22 protein-coding genes and 1 riboswitch are annotated in these 19325 nt (G+C 58.8%); of the genes, 17 read left to right on the top strand and 5 right to left on the bottom strand.

Features of this window, described 5'->3' with window-relative positions; translation table 11 throughout:
- The first annotated feature begins 181 nt into the window (after positions 1–181).
- The 4 genes from SIB73_RS13150 (at position 182) to SIB73_RS13165 (ending at position 2599) form a co-directional block, all read left to right on the top strand.
- On the top strand, positions 182–589 hold the full coding sequence (locus SIB73_RS13150) for a glucosyltransferase domain-containing protein (RefSeq protein ID WP_413404441.1): 408 nt from the start codon (positions 182–184) through the stop codon (positions 587–589).
- Positions 590–607: 18 nt separating this feature from the next.
- The gene (locus SIB73_RS13155) at positions 608–1291 is read left to right on the top strand and encodes a hypothetical protein (RefSeq protein WP_413404439.1); all 684 of its coding nucleotides are present in this window, start codon (positions 608–610) and stop codon (positions 1289–1291) included.
- 29 nt (positions 1292–1320) lie between these two features.
- Entirely contained in the window at positions 1321–1773 is a 453-nt protein-coding gene (locus SIB73_RS13160; protein WP_413439622.1) for a hypothetical protein, read from the top strand.
- 166 nt (positions 1774–1939) lie between these two features.
- A complete protein-coding gene (locus tag SIB73_RS13165) occupies positions 1940–2599 on the top strand; it encodes a DedA family protein (protein WP_413404435.1) in 660 nt (219 codons plus the stop codon).
- 27 nt (positions 2600–2626) lie between these two features.
- On the opposite strand, the gene SIB73_RS13170 is transcribed toward SIB73_RS13165, so the two are convergent.
- Positions 2627–3007 (bottom strand): single-stranded DNA-binding protein, encoded by a 381-nt coding sequence (locus SIB73_RS13170; RefSeq protein WP_413404433.1) that lies wholly within the window; start codon positions 3005–3007, stop codon positions 2627–2629.
- Between the two features lie 151 nt (positions 3008–3158).
- Between SIB73_RS13170 and SIB73_RS13175 the strand changes: the two genes are divergently transcribed.
- The 7 genes from SIB73_RS13175 (at position 3159) to SIB73_RS13205 (ending at position 9586) form a co-directional block, all read left to right on the top strand.
- Positions 3159–4211, top strand: a complete 1053-nt coding sequence (locus SIB73_RS13175) for a rod shape-determining protein (RefSeq protein ID WP_413406158.1) — start codon at positions 3159–3161, stop codon at positions 4209–4211.
- 5 nt (positions 4212–4216) lie between these two features.
- The gene (gene mreC / locus SIB73_RS13180) at positions 4217–4960 is read left to right on the top strand and encodes a rod shape-determining protein MreC (protein ID WP_413404432.1); all 744 of its coding nucleotides are present in this window, start codon (positions 4217–4219) and stop codon (positions 4958–4960) included.
- A gap of 3 nt (positions 4961–4963) precedes the next feature.
- Positions 4964–5467 (top strand): rod shape-determining protein MreD, encoded by a 504-nt coding sequence (locus tag SIB73_RS13185; RefSeq protein WP_413404430.1) that lies wholly within the window; start codon positions 4964–4966, stop codon positions 5465–5467.
- Positions 5464–6771, top strand: coding sequence for an extracellular solute-binding protein (locus tag SIB73_RS13190; RefSeq protein ID WP_413404428.1), 1308 nt, complete (start codon positions 5464–5466; stop codon positions 6769–6771). The genes SIB73_RS13185 and SIB73_RS13190 overlap by 4 nt, the downstream gene beginning before the upstream one ends.
- Positions 6772–6893: 122 nt before the next feature.
- Positions 6894–7703 (top strand): response regulator transcription factor RpaB, encoded by an 810-nt coding sequence (gene rpaB, locus SIB73_RS13195; protein WP_413404426.1) that lies wholly within the window; start codon positions 6894–6896, stop codon positions 7701–7703.
- 82 nt (positions 7704–7785) lie between these two features.
- Positions 7786–9255 carry a lysine--tRNA ligase gene (gene lysS, locus SIB73_RS13200; protein ID WP_413404424.1) on the top strand — a complete coding sequence of 490 codons (1470 nt, stop codon included), beginning with the start codon at positions 7786–7788 and terminating at the stop codon, positions 9253–9255.
- A gap of 67 nt (positions 9256–9322) precedes the next feature.
- Entirely contained in the window at positions 9323–9586 is a 264-nt protein-coding gene (locus SIB73_RS13205; RefSeq protein ID WP_147011917.1) for a hypothetical protein, read from the top strand.
- Between the two features lie 12 nt (positions 9587–9598).
- Here SIB73_RS13205 and SIB73_RS13210 read toward each other — a convergent pair whose 3' ends face one another.
- Genes SIB73_RS13210 through egtB form a run of 3 tightly spaced genes read right to left on the bottom strand, consistent with a single transcriptional unit; the run spans position 9599 to position 12299 of the window.
- A complete protein-coding gene (locus SIB73_RS13210) occupies positions 9599–10084 on the bottom strand; it encodes a hercynine metabolism protein (RefSeq protein ID WP_413404422.1) in 486 nt (161 codons plus the stop codon).
- Between the two features lie 26 nt (positions 10085–10110).
- The gene (egtD, locus tag SIB73_RS13215) at positions 10111–11082 is read right to left on the bottom strand and encodes an L-histidine N(alpha)-methyltransferase (RefSeq protein ID WP_413404420.1); all 972 of its coding nucleotides are present in this window, start codon (positions 11080–11082) and stop codon (positions 10111–10113) included.
- Positions 11079–12299 (bottom strand): ergothioneine biosynthesis protein EgtB, encoded by a 1221-nt coding sequence (egtB, locus tag SIB73_RS13220; protein WP_413404418.1) that lies wholly within the window; start codon positions 12297–12299, stop codon positions 11079–11081. The genes egtD and egtB overlap by 4 nt, the downstream gene beginning before the upstream one ends.
- Positions 12300–12393: 94 nt before the next feature.
- On the opposite strand from egtB, the gene SIB73_RS13225 reads away from it, so the two are divergent.
- On the top strand, positions 12394–14469 hold the full coding sequence (locus tag SIB73_RS13225; protein ID WP_413439623.1) for a protein kinase domain-containing protein: 2076 nt from the start codon (positions 12394–12396) through the stop codon (positions 14467–14469).
- Between the two features lie 27 nt (positions 14470–14496).
- Here SIB73_RS13225 and smpB read toward each other — a convergent pair whose 3' ends face one another.
- Positions 14497–14991: an SsrA-binding protein SmpB gene (smpB, locus tag SIB73_RS13230; protein WP_413406155.1), complete on the bottom strand. Its 495-nt coding sequence runs from the start codon at positions 14989–14991 to the stop codon at positions 14497–14499.
- Positions 14992–15055: 64 nt separating this feature from the next.
- Here smpB and ruvB point away from each other — a divergent pair, with 64 nt between their 5' ends.
- The 5 genes from ruvB (at position 15056) to SIB73_RS13255 (ending at position 19140) form a co-directional block, all read left to right on the top strand.
- The gene (gene ruvB / locus SIB73_RS13235; RefSeq protein WP_413404414.1) at positions 15056–16120 is read left to right on the top strand and encodes a Holliday junction branch migration DNA helicase RuvB; all 1065 of its coding nucleotides are present in this window, start codon (positions 15056–15058) and stop codon (positions 16118–16120) included.
- Positions 16121–16330: 210 nt separating this feature from the next.
- The gene (locus SIB73_RS13240; protein ID WP_413406153.1) at positions 16331–17113 is read left to right on the top strand and encodes a tetratricopeptide repeat protein; all 783 of its coding nucleotides are present in this window, start codon (positions 16331–16333) and stop codon (positions 17111–17113) included.
- Complete coding sequence (locus SIB73_RS13245) at positions 17110–18282, top strand: amidohydrolase (protein ID WP_413404412.1); 1173 nt, start codon at positions 17110–17112, stop codon at positions 18280–18282. Before SIB73_RS13240 ends, SIB73_RS13245 begins: the two co-directional genes overlap by 4 nt.
- The gene (locus SIB73_RS13250) at positions 18279–18509 is read left to right on the top strand and encodes a DUF3188 domain-containing protein (RefSeq protein WP_413404410.1); all 231 of its coding nucleotides are present in this window, start codon (positions 18279–18281) and stop codon (positions 18507–18509) included. Before SIB73_RS13245 ends, SIB73_RS13250 begins: the two co-directional genes overlap by 4 nt.
- A gap of 4 nt (positions 18510–18513) precedes the next feature.
- Positions 18514–19140 (top strand): HEAT repeat domain-containing protein, encoded by a 627-nt coding sequence (locus SIB73_RS13255; protein ID WP_413404408.1) that lies wholly within the window; start codon positions 18514–18516, stop codon positions 19138–19140.
- A 31-nt stretch (positions 19141–19171) separates the two neighbouring features.
- Positions 19172–19280, top strand: a riboswitch (TPP riboswitch).
- Positions 19281–19325 lie beyond the last annotated feature (45 nt).

The raw sequence follows: 19325 nt of genomic DNA on the forward strand, positions 1-19325 counted from the left end.
ATCGGTTGATGTGATGCGTCGCACGAGTGAATTGTCACTGCAAACAATGGCAGAACAGTAGAACAAGATTTGCTTTTTCGGTTCATCTGATTGCTTTGCTTGCTTCAATACCTCCAACTGCTAATCCTTGATGCATGCCCGATGAGGCGCATGTTGAACCGACCAGAGCAAGGCTTCCACGATGACTGAATGGCTGATGAAGCTTCTTGATTTTCCGGGGCCATTGAGAGGTTTCTGTTGGAGGAACTGTCGCCTTCAATTTCTTTCAATCTTTGCCGCTGGCGTCATTGCTCTGTTGCCAGTCATGCTGTTTGTGCATCGTTATATTGATGATTATCGGCGTTCTTTCCGTGGTCATTTGGGTTGGGATCATGTTGGAAGACCGCTGGCTGATGTTGTATTTTATTTGATTAATTTTGGGCGGCCTGGTACAGCGGTTGCGCCTCTTTATCTGTTGCTGTCTATCTTTTTGTATGCCTGTGTGGGGTTGCTGATTGCGAAAGCTTTCGGCCTGCGTTCTTCTGTTTGGTCAGCTTTGGCTGTGCTGCCCCTTTTTGCGCAGCCTTACGGATTGGAAAATCTCTCCTAGGGCTTCGATTCCATCTTGATGTCACTGTCCGTTGCATTGGCCGTTGTTGCTGCGATTCTTCTTCAGGCTTCGCTTCGTGGTTCGGTTTTATTTGTTGCTGTCTTTTTATTGTTGTTTGCATTTTGTTTGTATCAGCCTGGGGCCTCAGGATTCATTCCTTCTGCTGGATTCTTGATGATCGGCGCTGAGCTGCATCTGTTGAGCGGTCGCCTTGCTGTGATGAGTCTGCGCGCACGCTTTTTACGATCTGCTGTTGCTTTTGGCGCGGCATTGCTTGCTTATCGCATCGTTGCTTTGTTGATGGTTGAGCAGTGGAATGGTTATGGGGAAAGGTTGAGTCAGGTGATGGATACTTCCAAAATTTTCTCTCTTGCATTTGCTGGAAGGTTGGTTGAAGTTTGGGCTCAGGTTGTTGACGATTTTGGTCTGGGTCTTCCTTTGTTGGCTTTGCTTGGCCTTGTTGCTTCCTATGGGTGGATGGTACTGAGAAGGGCAGGTTTTCCCCGTGGCTTGGCTCTTCTTGGTTTTGCGATTCTGGTTGCTTGTGCCTCTCCCGGTCCATTGCTGTTACTCAAGGACTCGATGCTTGATGTGCCTCGAATGTTGCTGTTCTTGGGACCATTGATGACGTTTGTATCTGTTCAATTGGTTGCGCTCATCTATTCAGATTCACGTCAGCATGTGAGAGTTGGTTTTCTTTGATGAGCACCGTCTGCGCTAAAAGTTCGCTAGTGGCTTTCGCGTGGTTTTTGCTGGTCTTCTCCTATGCCTATGGCCATTCTTTTCAGGCGCAGAATCTGTTTGAACAGCAAAGAATATCTCGTCTGATCTGGGGGGTTTCTGAACTTCAAAGTGTTTCTCCTGCAGATGAGTTTCGTCATGCACTGGTTGAAGGTGTGATGCCAGCCTCTCCACTGCTATCCAATACCGTCCGAAAATTCCCATTGATTGACCGACTCGTGCCCAGGCTTCTTCAAGACGGTTGGTCTCATGGTTTGCGCCAACTTGCTTTTTATGGTTTAAATCTCGATCGTGTCAAGGATGCTGATTTTGATCGCTCCAATCTGCCGGACTGCGCTGCAGCTCAATCCCTTTGTCGGTCAGAATTTCGACTATTTCGTCTGAATCGTGAAACCATCTTGATCAAGCTGCTGCCAATTGCGAATCCGCCAGATCAAAAATAAATTGTTAGGCTCTCTGATTGGTTTTGTTGTTGCTTTTGGTTGGTTAAGTGTTGAATTGACAGGAGTCTTGAAAAGCAGTCGTGTTGATTCTTGAGGACGATTAATCAGCTCCAATGCGTCGGACGGCCCACTTCATGGAAGACTTGCGTCGACTTCAGAGCGGTCCATGGGGCTCACCGAATACGTTTCACAACTGCCTGACTGGATTGGTCAGGCGGTAGAAGCCAACCCCTGGGCGGGATATGGCGCAATCTTTGCAGCCATGTTTCTGGAGAATCTGTTTCCACCGATTCCTTCCGAGCTGATCATGCCTCTCGGAGGTTTTTACGTTCAGCAAGGCCAGCTGCAGCTGATCCCTGTGGTCATCGCGGGCTTGGTGGGAACAGTTCTTGGTGCACTGCCTTGGTATGGAATTGGCAGGCTGATCAATGAAGAAAGAATTGAGCAATGGCTCAGTCGCCATGGCCGCTGGATTGGCATCAGTCCTCAGGAGTTGTCCCGCAGTCGACGCTGGTTCAGTCGCTATGGGACCGCTCTGGTGTTCTGGGGACGTCTGGTGCCCGGCATTCGCACTCTGATTTCTGTGCCTGCAGGAATTGAATTGATGCCGGTGACGCCGTTTCTGATCTGGACCACCGCCGGCAGTCTGATCTGGACCCTCTTGCTGACTGTTGCGGGCATGGTGCTCGGTGAGGGTTACAGCAATGTGGAGGTCTGGATTGATCCGGTCAGCAAAGTGATCAAGATTCTTCTGGTGGTCGCTGTGCTGGCCGGGGGGATCTGGTTAGGTCTCCGGATCTGGAGGCGTCGACAGTCCGCGGATTGATGGCGGACTGATCGGCTGACTCAGGATTCAGAAGGGCACTTCTTCATCGCTGGGACTCCCGCCTCCGAAGCTGCTGCTTGCCTCCTGGTTGTCTCTTTTCGAGCCAAGAAGTTCAAGCCGGTCAACGCGAACCACAGGCTTGCTGCGTTCTTCACCACTGTTCCGGTCATTCCATCGGTCCAGCTTGAAGCTGCCGATGATCCCCAGCAGGGACCCTTTTTTCACGTAGTCGGCAGCAACCTGGGCCTGTTTTCCCCAGATCTCAAGATTGAACCAGTCGGGTTCGTCGTCGCGACTTCTGCGGTTCACGGCGATGGTGAGGTTCGCCACCATGCTTCCCGATTCGAAATACCTGACTTCTGGATCCCGTCCGGCACGGCCAACCAGAGTCACGGAATTGACACCCATTGAATCTCTCCTGTTGTGGGTCAATGATGCGCCACGGTTGTCAGAACTGACGGTTGCTGTGGCTGCCTTCTAGAAGTTCCACCCTCCATCGAATTCGTAACAGGAGAGCCCTGAAACTGCACCTATGATTCGCTGAAATGTGTACTCGCCAGTGCTGTTCCGCCGTTTCCAGTTGTCCCGTGACATCGGCATCGATCTGGGCACTGCCAACACCCTGATTTACGTCTCGGGCAAGGGGATCGTGCTGCAGGAGCCTTCCGTGGTGGCTCTGGATCTCGAACGCGGTGTGACCATGGCCGTTGGAGACGAGGCCAAACTGATGCTTGGCCGCACGCCTGGAAATATCCGTGCTGTTCGCCCTCTGCGGGATGGTGTGATCGCTGATTTCGATGCGGCTGAACAGATGCTCAAAACCTTCATCCAAAAAGGTAATGAAGGCCGCGGCATCGTGGCCCCTCGTCTTGTCGTGGGAATTCCCAGTGGGGTGACCGGTGTGGAGCGTCGTGCCGTGCGTGAAGCCGGTCTCGCCGGAGCGCGCGAGGTTCATCTGATTGACGAGCCTGTCGCGGCTGCCATTGGTGCCGGACTGCCGGTCACCGAGCCTGTCGGCACAATGATTGTTGATATCGGAGGCGGCACCACGGAGGTGGCGGTTCTCAGCCTCGGTGGCACGGTGCTCAGCGAGTCCGTACGAGTCGCTGGAGATGAAATCAGCGACTCCATCGGCGTCTATCTCAAGAAAGTGCACAACCTTGTTGTGGGTGAGCGCACTGCCGAGGAAATCAAGATCCGCATCGGTTCCGCCTTCCCCGATGAAGAGTTTGATCAGACGGTGATGGATGTTCGGGGCCTTCATCTGCTCTCCGGGCTGCCTCGAACGATTCAGTTGCAGGCAGGTGATCTGCGTGAAGCCATCTCTGAACCTCTGAACGTGATTGTTGAGGCTGTGAAGCGCACCCTCGAGCGCACTCCTCCGGAACTTGCCGCCGACATTGTTGATCGAGGCATCATGCTGGCAGGAGGTGGCGCTTTGGTTCGCGGCATCAGTGATCTGATCAGCCATGAGACGGGGATTTTCACCCACATCGCAGAGGAGCCACTGTTGTGTGTGGTCAAAGGTTGTGGGCAGGTTCTTGATGATTACAAGCGCCTTCAGAGGGTGCTTGACACACCTGAATTCGTTCGCTCAGCTGCTGCTCTCTGATCACCATGGGCTCCACCCAGAGGCCCCAGGGGGCAAGGCTGCGCTCCATGAAGCGTCTGTGGCCGTGGTTGCTCTTGCTGCTGGCTCTGGGAATGGTCCGATTCAGCAAAGGGGCTGGATTTGCTGATGCCTTCGCTTTATTGACTCGTCCTTTCTGGCCGGGCTCCGCTCAACGCGAGTGGATTGAGTCTGCTCAACAGCAGGAGCAGCTCTCCCGCCTGGAGCTTTTGGAGCAGGACAATGCACGACTGCGCGGGCTTTTGGCCCTGGATCAGCAGTCATCCGGTGACTGGCTTCAGGCTGCGGTCATCTCCCGTTCAACATCGGGCTGGTGGCAACAGTTGATGCTGGGCAAGGGATCTCTGGAAGGTGTGGCAAAGGACGATGCCGTGGTGGGCCCTGGAGGCCTGGTCGGCAGGGTTCAGAGCGTGACGCCCATCACCAGCACGGTTCGCCTGCTGACGGCTCCAGGCAGTCGCATCGGTGTCTGGTTGCCGCGCACTCAGCAGCATGGTCTGCTGGTGGGCCTTGGAACAGCCCGGCCTCAGTTGCAGTTTCTTGACAAGGACATCCAGGCCCGCCCGGGTGACCTGGTCAGCACCTCTCCTGCCAGCACGCTGTTGCCCCCCAACCTGCCGGTGGCAGTGGTGCAGTCGCTCAATGCCAGATCGGTTCCGGCACCTACTGCTCTGGTGCAGCTGATTGCGCCGCCTGATGCCATTGATTGGGTTCAGGTGAAGGTGCGCTAGAGAATGACGTTCCTGCATCGACAACCAATCTGTGTGGCATCCGCCCTTCTGGTGCCGGTCTTGCAGGTGGCACCACCCCCCTGGCTCAGTTTGGATGGTGTTCCGCCCAGCTGGGCAATCCTCTGGCTGCTTCCCTGGTCGCTGGTGGATGGCCCTTTTGCAGGTGCGATTGCAGGAGCTGCGATTGGGCTTGCTCTGGATGGTCTGAGCCTCGGTGACGTCAGTCAGATTCCCGCCCTTGTCCTGATGGGTTGGTGGTGGGGGCGTCTGGGCCGTCGCGGTCCGCCGATTCAGCGCAGCCTCAACCTGGGCCTGCTGGCCTGGATTGGAACGCTGGTGCTCGGCCTGTCTTTATGGATTCAGTGGCTGGTGCTGGGATCGTCCGAGGGATTCCTCCAGACGTGGGCACTGCAGACCATTTTCGCCCAGTCTTTGATCACTGGACTGCTGGCGCCATTGGTTGGATCCTGGCAGCTGCTTCTGTGGCGACGGCGAGCTCCAGCATGATCTTCTCTCTGCGACGGCGCAGGTTCCTGACCGGCCTGGCTCTATCCGGTTTGTCGGTGTTCATCTGGGGGTGTCGTCCGGGATCAGTCCCTGACGGCACTCTGCAGCTCTGGACTCTGCAACTGGCCCCCAAGTTCAATCCGTACATGAATGGCGTGCTTGGGGCCTGGGACACGCTGCATCCAGAGGCTCCGGTTCGATGGACTGATCTCCCCTGGGGATCGGTGGAGCGCAAGCTGCTGGCGGCCGTGTTTGCCCGCACTGCCCCTGATGTGGTGAATCTCAATCCCCCCTTTGCGGCCAATCTGGCCAGCAAGGGTGGCCTCACCGATCTCACGCCGCTGTTGCCGCCGGGTGCAGAGCAGATCTACCTGCCATCGGTCTGGAAGGCGGCCAGGGATCCTCAGGCGGGTCAGATTGCCATCCCCTGGTATCTGACGGTCCGCCTGAGCCTGGTGAACGGCGATCTTCTGCGTCAGGCTGGACTCTCTGGGGCTCCTCGTCGATGGGAGGAGGTGCCTGCCTATGCACGCAGCATCCGCGAGCGCACAGGTCGTTACGGTCTTTTTGTCACGGTTGTCCCCGATGATTCCGCGGAGCTGCTGGAGTCGCTGGTACAGATGGGTGTGACCCTTCTTGATGCTCGTCAGAGAGCTGCGTTCAACACGCCGGTTGGCAGAAAGGCCTTTGCATTCTGGACGGATCTGTATCGCGAAGGCTTGTTGCCCCGGGAAGTGGTGAGCCAGGGCCAGCGGCGGGCCATCGAGCTCTATCAGAGCGGTGAACTGGCATTGCTGGCCAGCGGTCCTGAGTTTCTGCGCAGCATTCAGACCAATGCTCCAGGCGTGGCGGCGGTCACTTCACCTGAGCCACCGCTCACCGGCCCCGACGGCACCGCCAACGTGGCCTTGATGACGCTGGCGGTGCCTCGGCAGAGTCAGCAGGCTCGCGACGCTGTTGAACTGGCACTGTTTCTGACCAACGGGACTAATCAGGCTCGTTTTGCCCGCGAGGCAAGAGTTCTTCCCTCCTCTCTGGAGGCCCTGGCGGCTGTTCGTGCGGAGCTTGAGGCCGAGCAGCCATCCGATGCGGCCGAGGCTCAGATCCGTGACGCGCGTCTGCTGTCGGCTGAAACGTTGAACAGTGCACGGGTGCTTGTGCCTGCGACTCCTGGGGTCAAGCGATTGCAAAGCATTGTCTACACCCAGTTGCAGCGAGCCATGTTGGGCCAGATCAGCAGTGATCAGGCCGTGCTTGAAGCAGAGCAGCAGTGGAACCGCTACGCCGCTGCCCGCTGGCCCTGAACCCCTGGGCTGGACACCGCTTCAATTCTTAAAAGAAGCCAAAACCTGTCCCCGGTTTGGATCCCGGAGCCCGTTCCGCACACGTCGAACGGTAGGGTTGCAATTCTTACCTGATGGAGTGTATGCCCGACGGCCCATCCCACCGACATGATGGCGATGGGACTCTCCAGGGAGCTCCAGAGTCTGCCAAAGCCACATTGCTTGTCGTTGATGACGAGCCAGCTGTGCGTCGGGTCCTGGTGATGCGTTTGCAACTCGCCGGTTACCGCGTTGTCTGCGCAGAGGATGGAGAGGAAGCTTTAGAGGTCTTCCATCGCGAATCTCCGGACCTCGTGGTTCTGGATGTGATGCTGCCGAAACTTGATGGTTTTGCAGTCTGTCGGCGTCTGCGGGCCGAATCCTGTGTACCGATCATTTTTCTGTCGGCACTGGAAGCCATTTCAGAGCGAGTCGCCGGCCTTGATCTCGGTGCGGATGACTATCTGCCGAAGCCCTTCAGTCCCAAAGAGCTTGAAGCCAGAATCGCCACAATTCTCCGTCGAGTGGGCAGAGGTTCTGCCACTGCTGAGCCTCGCGAGCTTCCCACCGGCCAAGGCGTGGTGCGTGTGGGTGACCTTGTTGTCGATACCAATCGCCGTCAGGTCACTCGCGGCAGTGAACGAATTTCACTCACCTACACCGAGTTCAGCCTGCTTGAACTCCTGTTCAGGGAGCCTGGCCGAGTCGTTCCCCGTGCTGAGATTCTTGAGCAGCTCTGGGGCTATCCGCCGCGTCGTGCCGCAGACCTTCGGGTTGTTGATGTGTACGTGGCCCGCCTGCGCGGCAAGCTTGAACCGGATCCTCGTAATCCAGAGCTGATTCTCACTGTGCGTGGCATTGGTTATTCCTCTCAGCGCATGGGTGACAACGCTCCTGCTGCAGTTGCAAGCTGAGTTGGCTCTGTAGAGCTCTGACTTTTCTCTGGCTTGCCGGCACCGTCGACCGGCAGGATGGCGCCCATCTGAACTCTTTCCTGTGTCTGAACTGCGAGAGACCCGTTTGGAGAAGGCGAATGCTCTCAGAGCGCTGGGTGTAGAGCCTTATGCCCTCCACTTCGATCCCACCGATCGGATGGCGCAGTTGCAGGATGCCCACGCTGACCTGCCCAAAGGCGAAGAGCGAGATCTCAGCGTGGCGGTCGCAGGTCGGGTGATGACGCGACGGGTGATGGGCAAACTTGCCTTCTTCACCTTGTCTGATGAGACAGGCACGATTCAGCTGTTTCTGGAAAAATCATCTCTGGGTGAGTCGTTTGCACAGATCACGGCACTTGTCGATGCGGGTGATCTGATCGGGGTGCGCGGAATCCTGCGCCGGACTGATCGCGGTGAGCTGTCTGTGAAAGTGTCTGAGTGGACCATGCTCACCAAATCGCTGCAGCCTTTGCCTGACAAGTGGCATGGCCTTGCCGATGTGGAAAAGCGTTACCGACAGCGCTATCTCGATCTGATCGTGACGCCTCAGTCGCGGGAAACGTTTCGGCGCCGTGCGTTAACGGTGAGCGCGATCCGGCGCTGGTTGGATGATCGCGACTTCCTGGAAATCGAGACACCCGTTCTGCAGAGTCAGCCGGGTGGGGCTGATGCCAGACCCTTTGAAACGCATCACAACGCTCTGGACCTTCCGCTGACCTTGCGGATCGCCACGGAACTGCACCTCAAGAGGCTGGTTGTGGGGGGCTTCGAGCGGGTGTATGAGCTTGGTCGAATTTTCCGCAATGAGGGCATCAGCACCCGACACAATCCTGAATTCACTTCAGTTGAGGTGTATCAGGCCTATTCCGATTACCTCGGGATGATGGAGCTCACTGAGCAGATGATCAGTGCTGTCTGTCAGGAGGTCTGCGGTTGCCAGATCATCACTTACCAAGGCACTGAGATTGATCTGAGCCCTCCCTGGAAACGGGCCACCATGCATGAGTTGGTGCAGGACTCCACCGGCCTGGATTTCCAGGCTTTCAAAACCCGGGAGGAAGCCGCAGCGGCCATGGAGATGCAGGGTCTGCATGCTCCTGCGTTGGCAGATTCCGTGGGACGTCTTCTTAATGAGGCGTTTGAGCAGGCTGTGGAGTCCACTTTGATCCAGCCCACATTTGTGTTGGACTATCCCCTTGAGATTTCGCCTCTGGCACGTCCACACCGCAGCAAGCCTGGCTTGGTGGAACGGTTTGAGTTGTTCATCGTTGGCAGAGAGCATGCCAATGCCTTCAGTGAGCTCACTGATCCAGTGGATCAGCGACAGCGTCTGGAGACTCAGCAGGAGCGCAAAGCCGCCGGCGATCTTGAGGCTCAGGGTCTTGATGAGGATTTCGTCAATGCTCTGGAGGTGGGGATGCCTCCCACGGGTGGCCTCGGTATCGGCATCGATCGATTGGTCATGCTGCTCACTGACAGCCCCTCGATTCGCGATGTGATTGCCTTCCCGCTTCTGCGTCCAGAGGTCTGATTGTCAGGGACGGTTGCCTTGCGCCCTCAGGGTGGATAATGGAGCACAGTGGCAAGGTCCCTTTCCAATGAGTGGTGAGCGCGTAGGTTTCCGCTTCAAGCACGCCGATGCGGTGGTCAAGCGCAATCCCCAGGGGCGCTCCCGCCGCGGCTGGGTGATGGAGCCTGTTGAGCAGACCACCAGTCGAGGCACAAAGATGCCCGCCTATCGCATTCGCTGGCGTGACAGCGAGCGTCCTGAGATCGTGCTTCAGCACATGCTGATTGCCGATCCTGATCCCACTCCTCCGCCCGAGAATGTCAGCCTCGAGCCTCCAGCTCCCAAGTCCTGATTGCCTGGCCGATCAGCTGAGGCCCTGGCGACGCCTCAGCTCTTCAAGTTCCTGATGGGCTTCAAACAAGGCCCAGTCTTCATCCAGGCTGCGATCTCCTCCTTGTTGTGAGGCCTTCTGATTGAGCAGGGAAATCTGTTGATCCAGGTCTCGGAAATTCCGACCCAGTTCATCCAGCTCGTTCCAGAGATCCCTTCCCTGATTCATCAGGTTGTTCACATGCTTTTCAGCCCGCAACGCCAGGTCATCGGCTCCGGCGTTGCTGGCTTTTTTTGTACGTTCTCCCCAGGCCTGAACCTGTTCTGCCAGTGAAAGCAGCTGGCGTCGAAGGTCTTTGGCCTGGATCTGCATCTGGTCGCGTCGGCTGCTGAGATCGCGCTGTCTATCCTGCAGATGCTGTTGCCGCAGCATGCGGTCCTGGTCGGGATTGGAGCGCAAAAAGGCATCCAACCGCTCTTCCAGGTTGCGTTCAAGCTGATCGAGCCATGTCGGTGACATCAGTCCAGGGCTTGATGCGTCTCAGCTCAGTCTGCAGCTTCCAGCCAGTGCAGGGAGAGGTCATCGGCAGGATCGTGCCAGCGACCGCACCAGCGCCAGCCTGCGTCTTTGGCCAGTTCACGGGCCATCTCCGCTGAGTACTTGACGCTGTATTCGGTCACAAGGGGCTGTCCTGCGCTGAAGGTCCATGGCTCGCCAGCTACCGAGACCGTCTGGTGAACCTCGCTGATCAGGGCCATGCGGACGCGGCTCTCTGCTTCCTGCCAGACAGCCTCATAGAGGAACTTGTCTGGGTTGAAGTCAGCATCCAGATCCTTGTTCAGTCTTCGCAGCAGGTTCCGGGCGAAGGCAGCAGAGATGCCTGCCGCATCGTCGTAAGCGGCCTCCAGCCTGGAGCTTGCCTTTGGTTGATCAAGTCCCAGCAAAAGCGGTCCGCCACTGAGAAGTACGCGAAATCTGTGCAGCAGCGCAACGGCCTCGTCACGAGTGAAGTTGCCGAGGGAACTTCCAGGAAAGAACCCCACTTTTCTTTCACCTTGGATCAGTGGATGGTCTGGCAGGGCCTCAAGCTGACTGTGGTCGCAGCAGATCCCCAACATCGGCACCCGAGGATGTTGAGCCTGAAGTGTCGCTGTTGACCGGCGCAGATGCTCAGCGCTGATGTCGAGAGCCACATAGGCGTGAGGGTGCATCGCCTCCAGAAGCGGCCCCACCTTGCGTGCGCTGCCTGCGCCGAATTCAACGATCACTCCTGATCCGATGGCATTGACGATGTCTGCAGCTGATGACTCCAGCAGGGCGATTTCCGTTCGGGTAAGGCTGTATTCCGGTTGCTGGCAGATCTGATCGAACAGTTGTGACCCCTCGTTGTCGTACAGGAACCAGGCCGGCAGCTGGCGGGGTTCACGTTTCAGGCCGTCTTGCACGAGTCGTTTCATGTCCGCGCTGGGTGGATGCAGATCGATCAGCTGGGGACGCGCAGGCGTTTGGGTTGTCATTGGGCCAGGCGCAGACCCGCCGCCATCCAGCGGCTGGCCGGGGTGAAAAAGTTCCGGTAAGTGTCGCGGGAATGCCCTCTGGGTGTGAGCTGGCTGCTGCCCCGCAGCACGAACTGGGAAGTCATGAATTTGCCGTTGTATTCGCCGACAGCGCCGGCTGCAGGTTGGAATCCTGGGTAGGGGCGGTATGGGCTTGAGGTCCATTGCCAGAGCTGACCATGGCTCTGTTGCAGTGAATCACCGTGTTCAGTGCTGGCCAGTTCCCATTCCGCTTCGCTGGGAAGGCGGGCGCTGGACCAGCGTGCGTAGGCATCCGCTTCGAACCAGCTGAGGTGACGCACGGGCAGGTGATCCTCCAGCGGGCAGCGGCCAGCCAGGGTGAACTCCCAGCGCCAGGGACCTTGGCCATCAGGATCACGTCGCCAGTAGCGGGGTGCTTCCCAGTTGCGCTCGCTGCGCTCCGTCCAGCCCTCGCTCATCCAGAGCTCAGGACGCTGATAACCGCCATCATCGATGAAGCATCGGTAAGCGGCATTGCTCACCAGCTGAGTGGCAATGCGGAAAGGTTCCAGCCAGGTTCGATGCCGCGGGCCTTCGTTATCGAAGTGGAAGGAATCACCGTTGTGGCCCACTTCCACCAGCCCTCCGCGGCAGTCGAGCCAGGGTCCGTTCTTCTGTGAGTCTGTTTTGATGCAGGGTGTGACGGGCTGATCAGCAATCTGCCCACACCAGTCAGTGCGATAGGCCGGTTCCAGGGGCTGACGACTGAATCCATCCAGTAGGTCCATCAGCATTAGTTCCTGGTGCTGCTGCTCATGGTGAAGACCCAGCTCCACCAGCTTCAGCCACGGAGCTTCGCTGTGGCGCTCCAAAAGCTCCTCGAGTGCCTGGTTCACTCGCTTCCGCCAGGCTGAGACCTCCTCCATCGGTGGTCGGCTGAGCAGTCCTCGCTGGGGCCGTGGCTGACGTGGGCCAACAGCCTCGTAATAGGAGTTGAACAGATAGCTCCAGCGAGGGTCCGCAGGCACATAGTCGGGATGGTGGGGCTTCAGCACGAAGGTTTCGAAGAACCAGGTGGTGTGAGCCAGGTGCCATTTCGGTGGGCTGGCATCGGCCATGCCCTGCAGGTTGAGGTCTTCCGTGTTGAGTGGTTCAATCAGCGCCTCACTGGTACGCCGCACCTCCATCAATCGATTTAGGAGCGAGCCGGAGGCCATGGAGGGGAATCATGCTGGCGGTGACGTTAGTGGGATCCCTGTCGAGTGTCAGCGCAGCACTGCCCCTACCATCAGCCCAAACCGCAGCTCCTTTGTGATCGGCACGTTGCTGGCCGACCGGTATCGCCTGGACAGCTGTCTGTCTTCGGATCCGGACCATCCCCAGGGGATCCTCTGGCGTGCCGCTGATCAGCTGGCGTCTGACGCACCTGTTGCGCTGCGGCAACTCAACGATCAAAAGACCCAGGACCGCTTCCGCAGTCTGTGGTCATCGATGCAGTCACTGCTCCATCCGCAGATTCCACGCTTTGGAGGTCTGCTCGAGGAACAGGGCAGCCTCTGGCTCGTGCGGGAGTGGCAGGAGGGCTCCACTCTGAGCCAGATCCAGAACCAACGTCTGCAGCGTCAGTTGGTGTTCGGCTCCGGTGAGGTGCTCCTGCTGATGAGGCAGCTGCTGCCGCCGCTTGCAGTGCTGCATGGTCAGGAGTTGGTTCATGGCGACATCAACCCCCGCAACCTGCTCAGGCGTGATCAGGATTGTCTGCCCGTGTTGCTGGATTTCGGCTTGTTGCAGCGCAGTGGTCAGCAGCCTCTGACTGCTGCGTCGCCGGTCTTTGCTCCTCGCGCTCAGGTGCGACGCGCACCTGCTGCAGCCTGGATGGATCTGCATGGTCTTGGCGTGTCGGCTCTGACCCTGTTGAGCGGTCGACCTCCCGCGCAGCTGTTGAAGGGCGATGAAGAGGGCTGGCTGCTGCCCACCGATCTCGACCTCGATCCTTCCTACCGGGAGGTCTTGGAACGTTTGCTTTCTGAGCAGCCTGAGCACCGTTTTGAAAGCGCTGCTGAGGCCCTTCAGGCTTTGCAGGCTGTGTCGATGCCTGAAACAACAGGGCCACAGCCCCGTGCCGATCGCACCCTGGTTCTGGCCCCTGTGGTTGCAGATGACTCACTGCCCGCTGCGAATGGGTCTCCTGACCTGCCGAGAATCGCGGTTGATCAGCAGGAAAAACGGCGCCGGCCCTCCGCAGAGCAGCGTCAGCTTGCGGCAGAAGGCCGTTTATGGCCGGTGGTCGGTGCCCTGCTGGTTTCGGCTCTGGTTGGAACAGCCATCGGTTGGTTTCTGCTGACGCGCGGCAATCCCCCTGCGGGTGCCCCCTCCACTGAGCGTGACGTGATCGGTCGTTCTCCTTCCGCGAGCCTTCCTCCTGCGGAGGTCGATCAACGCCAGCAGCTGCTCAGTCGTCTGCGTGCCCTGCAGGTTGATCGCAGTTGGTTTCTGCAGTTGGTGGATGCAAGCCTGATGGCCCGTTTCCCGGAGCGTGGTGGCCGCCTGCCCAGCGATTCCCTCGAAGACGCGCCTTTGAGGAGCGTCTGGAATGAACTCGCAGAGGAGTGGTTAGCCAGGGTTGAGCAACTGCCGCCAGGGCAGCGCAGTCGCCTTGGACAGCTCAAGCCTGCTGATTGGCAGAAGCAGCGCCAGGCTCTTGTGTCGCAGGGCGTGAACAATAAGGTCGTCGAGCAGCTGGTCAGCGCTTCGGCACAGGCGTTGCTTCCGGGCGTTCCTGCAGGGGTCAAGCCGCCCGAGCCTTTCCGTCAGCTGTGGATCGCCGCAGCGTTGCGCAGTCTTGAGGATGTCCGCATTGAAAAGGTCAAAGCGCGTTCACCGGCGCCCACGGTTCTTTCCAGTCGCGTGCCAGCTGGTGGTGCACGCCTGATCTCGATTTCAGTCCCAGCGGGTCGCCGGCTGGTGTTGGGCATCAACGGCACACCACTGATGCAGATGACTGTCTACGGATCTGATGGTGAGGTGGCTGCCGAGCGAGGACCGCTGCGTGTTGTGACTCTGCCGGTGGAAGCTGGATCGCCGGTTCAGGTATTGGTGACCAATGACGGTGTGTCTTCAGGCTTGCTGACACTCTCCTGCCGTGCCGATGCACCGGCACCGACGCCGTTGCCGGAGGTTGACCTCAACCCGATTCCCGATCCGGCGACCGGGGTGCAGGGCCCCGTCGAGGAGCTTCCCGAACCTCCCGGTCCAAGGCCTGCAGGTGCGGAGGATCCCCCTGTTGAAGAGGCCGATACAACCGATGGATCCAACCGAGAGTCCACTCTTGAATCCACCCTTGAATCAATTGCACCGTGGCGGCAGTTCAGTGATCAGAACCCCTGAGACCGCTGTGCTTGAGGCAGCAGTGATTCAGTAGCGCGCAATGGCAGCCCGTGTTTCTTTCCTGATCTGTTTGTCCTTTTCGGCCGCACGTTTGTCATGCAACTTGCGGCCTTTGCCGAGACCGATGGTGAGCTTGATCCAGGATCCCTGCAGGTGCATGTTGAGAGGGATCAGCGTCAGCCCCTTCTGATCAAGTTGCCCGCGCAGCTTGTCAATTTCGCGTCGGTGGGCCAGCAACCTGCGTACGCGCAGCGGATCGTGGTTGTAATAACCGCTGGCATGGGTATGGGGTGAGATGTGCACGTTGTGCAGCTGCATTTCCCCATTGCGGATCAGACAGAATCCGTCCCTGAGGTTGGCCTGGCCAGCCCGGATCGATTTCACTTCGGTGCCCACCAGTTCAATGCCGGTTTCCAGCGTTTCGAGGATGTCGTACTGATGCCTGGCGAGCCTGTTGTCAGCCAGCAAGCGATTGGCCGCCGCCCTTGCTGCCGCGTTTTTCTTGCCTCCACCTTTGGCCATGGCCTGTCTGGCCTTTCGGCCGCTTGATGCTCCGACCCTATCCAGGTCTCGGTACTCTTCCCACATGGCCATTGTTTCCTCAAGCGCAGGATCCCCGCGTCCACGCAAGGAGCGTGAGCCCAATCGGGTTGTCGACGCGGCCCGGCAGCCAGGAGATGATCTCGATCCGGCAGTGCCTGCGTCACGTGACGACGGATTACGGCCCAGGTGTCTGCGGGACTACATCGGTCAACGCGAGCTCAAACAGGTGCTTGGCATTGCGGTGAAAGCCGCGCTGGGGAGGGGAGATGCACTCGATCATGTGCTGCTCTACGGCCCTCCCGGTCTGGGCAAGACAACCATGGCCATGGTGCTGGCTGAAGAGTTGGGGGTGAAGTGCCGTATCACCAGTGCCCCTGCTCTTGAGCGCCCCCGCGACATCGTTGGTCTGTTGGTGAACCTGCAGCCACGGGAGCTGCTGTTCATCGATGAAATTCATCGATTGAGTCGGGTGGCTGAGGAGCTGCTTTATCCGGCGATGGAGGATCACCGACTTGACCTCACGGTGGGCAAGGGAAGCACCGCACGTACCCGTTCGCTGGACCTTCCTCCCTTCACCCTGGTCGGCGCCACAACACGAGCCGGTGCGCTGAGTTCACCGCTGCGTGATCGTTTCGGTTTGATTCAGCGTCTGGAGTTCTATGGCCTGGACGACTTGCGGTCGATTGTGGAGCGTGCTGCAGGATTGCTTGCGCTTGATCTGACGGCTGATGCCTGCGCTGAGATTGCTCTCCGCTGCAGGGGGACGCCTCGCATTGCCAACCGGCTGCTGCGTCGGGTGCGAGATGTGGCCTGTGTCCGTGACTGTTCCCGGCCGATCGACAGACTGTTGGTCGATGAAGCTCTCACCCTTCATCGAGTGGATGGTCGTGGACTCGATGCCAGTGACCGAAGGCTGCTGGAGCTGCTGCTCCAATCCCACGGGGGTGGTCCTGCCGGACTGGACACTCTGGCCGCAGCGCTTGGAGAAGATCCAAGCACTTTGGAATCGGTTGTTGAGCCGTATCTGCTTCAGCTCGGGTTCCTGCAGCGCACTCCGCGTGGCCGGGTGGTGACTGCAGCAGGCCGCGACCATCTCGCTGCGGCCTGATGACAGATCTGAGGTTTATTCAGCTTTCTCACAGAGCCGGTTGTGCTCGATACGCTGAACAAACGCTCTGAGATTGAAAAACAGTGACCCAGCTGTTTTGGTTGCAACCAGATGATCTACTCATCACCCCTCGCTCAGTGTGATGCGAATCGTGGTGTCGAGTTGTCATTCGGGTTCATGCAATGACCGGGGGTCAGGCGCATGAGATGGATGCTTCGTCTCGCCGGCTGGTTCTTACCGCTGCTTCTGATGGCGATTCCCGGCGCCGCATTCGCTGCCGAGGTTGATCAGTTGCCACAGCTGTTTGATAGTGCACTTGCGCTCAGTCGCGCGGGGGATCCGCAGCAAGCACTTCCTGTCTGGAATCAGGTTCTGGAGATTGCCCCTGACGATGCAGCGGCCTGGAGTAACCGCGGCAATGTGCGACTGATGCTTGGTGATCCGGAGGGTGCCATCTCCGATCAGACTCGTTCCATGGAGCTGGCACCCGACGATGCTGATCCCCATCTCAATCGCGGGACTGCTGAAGAGGCTCTGCAGCGCTGGTCCGAGGCCGCGGCAGACTACGACTGGATTCTGGAGCGGAATCCAGACGATGCATCGGCTCTCTACAACCTCGGCAATGTGCGTGGGTCGGAGGGTGAATGGCAGGAAGCCCAGCGTCTCTATCGCTTGGCGGCCGATGCCAGGCCTGGATTTGCGATGGCCAGAGCGAGTGATGCGCTGGCTCTGTACCAGCTCAATGATCTGAAGGAAGCCGAACGAAACCTGCGCAATCTGATCAGGCGCTACCCGATGTTCGCCGATGCACGGGCAGCCTTGAGTGCCTTGCTCTGGAGTAAGGGGTCGCGTGGTGAAGCGGAAAGCCATTGGGCTGCAGCTTCAGGTCTTGATCCCAGTTACAGCGATTCGGCCTGGCTTGCTGAGGTGCGTCGCTGGCCTCCCCGGCCGATTGCCGATCTTGAGCGGTTTCTCGCTCTGGAGATGTCATGAATCTCACAGCCACCTGGTCGGAGCGTTTGGAAGCGTTGTTGCCGGAGCTGATCGAGTTTCGCCGCCATCTGCACGCCCATCCTGAGCTCAGCGGTGAAGAACATCACACTGCTGCTCTGATCGCCGGAGACCTGCGAAAGGCCGGTTGGCGCGTTCGCGAAGGCGTGGGTCGCACGGGTCTAGTGGCTGATCTTGGCCCCGAACAGGGCCCGAAACTCGGCTTGCGAGTGGATATGGATGCACTGCCCATTGAAGAGCTAACGGACCTGCCCTATGCCTCCCTGCGGCAGGGCGTTATGCATGCCTGCGGACATGATCTGCACAGCACGGTCGGTCTGGGGGTCGCCAGATTGCTGGCGGCTGAGCCGCAATTACCCGTTGGGATGCGTTTGCTGTTCCAGCCTGCAGAAGAAATCGCGCAGGGTGCTCGCTGGATGCGTGAAGCGGGAGCCACTGAGGGGCTGGACGCTCTTCTGGGTTTGCACGTCTTTCCCAGCTTGCCTGTGGGCAGCGTGGGTTTGCGCAGCGGCAGCCTGACGGCCGCGGCTGGTGAGCTGGAGATCGAGATCAATGGTCAGGCCGGCCACGGTGCCAGGCCTCATCAGTCGGTTGATGCCATCTGGATCGCTTCGAGGGTGGTCACGGGTCTCCAGGAAGCCATCAGTCGCAGGCTTGATGCCCTTCACCCTGTGGTGGTGAGTTTCGGACGCATCGAAGGGGGCAAGGCGTTCAACGTGATTGCCGATCGGGTCACCCTGCTTGGAACGGTTCGTTGTCTGTCCAACGATGTGCATGAACAGCTGCCCACTTGGATCGAGCAAACGGTTCGGTCTCTTTGCGAGGGTTTCGGCGCCACTGCCACGGTCCGTTATCGCTGTATTGCGCCTCCCGTTGATAACGACACCAGGCTCACGGCCCTGCTCGAGCGATGTGCCATCGAGCAATTAGGTCCCGATCAGGTCCTGCGGTTGGAGCAGCCCTCTCTGGGGGCAGAGGATTTCGCTGAGTTGATCAGAGATGTGCCAGGAATGATGTTTCGCCTCGGTGTGGCGGGTCCTGAGGGATGTGCGCCGCTGCACAACGGCCACTTTCTCCCTGATGAACGCTGCCTTGGGGTCGGTATTCGGGTGCTGACGGCTGTGATGTTGGCCTGGGAACCGACACCATGAATCGCCCGCCTCGCACGCGTCTGCACGTGTTGTTGTCCCTGGCGGCTCCCCTGCTGATCGGTCTGGGAGTTCTGGCTCTTGTCCAGCGTGAGGGCACGGAGCGTTGGCAGTCCGTTCCTGCCATCCTGGTTGGCTCCGGCCTGGTGATCCACGCAGTGGTGGGTCGCCGCCGCCGTCGCCACCAGCTGCTGGTGGCTTTACGAAGCAGCCGTTTTCAGGAGAATTGAATCGATGGCGTCCACACCGCAACAATCACAGGGGGGTGAGCCCGATCTGAATGCTCTCAGGGAGGCCATCGGTTCAGGTGATCCAGTCAGGGCGATGCCGGCGCTCACCCAGTTGCGATTCTGCAGCGATGAGGATGCTGTTCCTCTTCTGGTGCTGGGCAGTGAGCAGGAGGCCTTCCTGGTGCGCTCCTTGAGCTGCAGCGGTCTGGGATACAAGCGCACCGAGCAGGGTTGGGTGGTTCTGGAGCGGCTGCTGCGCAGCGATGCTGATGCGAATGTGCGAGCCGAGGCGGCCAATGCCCTCGCCAGTTATGGCGTTGCGCGAGCCTGGCCCTTGCTGAAAGCCGCATTCGATGCCGACAGCGCCTGGCTAGTGCGTTGCAGCATTCTCTCGGCTCTGGCGGAGCAATCCGAGATCGATTTCGGCTGGCTGCTGGAGCTGGCCAGTGCAGCGATCACGGATGGAGACGGCACGGTGCGCGTCAGCGGAGCGGAGATCCTGGGTCGGATTGTGCGTGAAAACGCTGATCATCCGATCAGCGAGCAGGCCAGAACTCTGTTGTTGCCTCTCCAGAAAGACGTTGACCACCGTGTTGTGGCAGCGGCGCTGAACGGATTGCAGCTGCGTTGACGGTGTGTTCCCAACGGCGTTGCTAGTAATTGAGCACCACTAGGGGTGCCCTGGATCGTTTGCGATCCCATTGGCTGAGATCACACCCTCCGAACCTGATCCGGGTCATTCCGGCGACAGGGAAGTGACCAATGTGATCTGCGGCCAGCTGGCCGGCTCCTGGCAGTTCCTTCGCTGAATGGATC

The organism is Synechococcus sp. MIT S9509, from assembly GCF_047303035.1.
GTDB lineage: Bacteria > Cyanobacteriota > Cyanobacteriia > PCC-6307 > Cyanobiaceae > Synechococcus_C.

What these genes read in the sequence shown, in the direction of transcription:
- SIB73_RS13150 (WP_413404441.1), top strand. Translation starts at nt 182, where the DNA reads ATGACTGAATGGCTGATGAAGCTTCTTGATTTTCCGGGGCCATTGAGA.
- SIB73_RS13155 (WP_413404439.1), top strand. Translation starts at nt 608, where the DNA reads ATGTCACTGTCCGTTGCATTGGCCGTTGTTGCTGCGATTCTTCTTCAG.
- SIB73_RS13165 (WP_413404435.1), top strand. Translation starts at nt 1,940, where the DNA reads ATGGGGCTCACCGAATACGTTTCACAACTGCCTGACTGGATTGGTCAG.
- SIB73_RS13170 (WP_413404433.1), bottom strand. Translation starts at nt 3,007, where the DNA reads ATGGGTGTCAATTCCGTGACTCTGGTTGGCCGTGCCGGACGGGATCCA.
- mreC (WP_413404432.1), top strand. Translation starts at nt 4,217, where the DNA reads ATGGGCTCCACCCAGAGGCCCCAGGGGGCAAGGCTGCGCTCCATGAAG.
- SIB73_RS13185 (WP_413404430.1), top strand. Translation starts at nt 4,964, where the DNA reads ATGACGTTCCTGCATCGACAACCAATCTGTGTGGCATCCGCCCTTCTG.
- SIB73_RS13190 (WP_413404428.1), top strand. Translation starts at nt 5,464, where the DNA reads ATGATCTTCTCTCTGCGACGGCGCAGGTTCCTGACCGGCCTGGCTCTA.
- rpaB (WP_413404426.1), top strand. Translation starts at nt 6,894, where the DNA reads ATGCCCGACGGCCCATCCCACCGACATGATGGCGATGGGACTCTCCAG.
- SIB73_RS13205 (WP_147011917.1), top strand. Translation starts at nt 9,323, where the DNA reads ATGAGTGGTGAGCGCGTAGGTTTCCGCTTCAAGCACGCCGATGCGGTG.
- SIB73_RS13210 (WP_413404422.1), bottom strand. Translation starts at nt 10,084, where the DNA reads ATGTCACCGACATGGCTCGATCAGCTTGAACGCAACCTGGAAGAGCGG.
- egtD (WP_413404420.1), bottom strand. Translation starts at nt 11,082, where the DNA reads ATGACAACCCAAACGCCTGCGCGTCCCCAGCTGATCGATCTGCATCCA.
- egtB (WP_413404418.1), bottom strand. Translation starts at nt 12,299, where the DNA reads ATGGCCTCCGGCTCGCTCCTAAATCGATTGATGGAGGTGCGGCGTACC.
- smpB (WP_413406155.1), bottom strand. Translation starts at nt 14,991, where the DNA reads ATGGCCAAAGGTGGAGGCAAGAAAAACGCGGCAGCAAGGGCGGCGGCC.
- ruvB (WP_413404414.1), top strand. Translation starts at nt 15,056, where the DNA reads ATGGCCATTGTTTCCTCAAGCGCAGGATCCCCGCGTCCACGCAAGGAG.
- SIB73_RS13240 (WP_413406153.1), top strand. Translation starts at nt 16,331, where the DNA reads ATGCTTCGTCTCGCCGGCTGGTTCTTACCGCTGCTTCTGATGGCGATT.
- SIB73_RS13245 (WP_413404412.1), top strand. Translation starts at nt 17,110, where the DNA reads ATGAATCTCACAGCCACCTGGTCGGAGCGTTTGGAAGCGTTGTTGCCG.
- SIB73_RS13250 (WP_413404410.1), top strand. Translation starts at nt 18,279, where the DNA reads ATGAATCGCCCGCCTCGCACGCGTCTGCACGTGTTGTTGTCCCTGGCG.
- SIB73_RS13255 (WP_413404408.1), top strand. Translation starts at nt 18,514, where the DNA reads ATGGCGTCCACACCGCAACAATCACAGGGGGGTGAGCCCGATCTGAAT.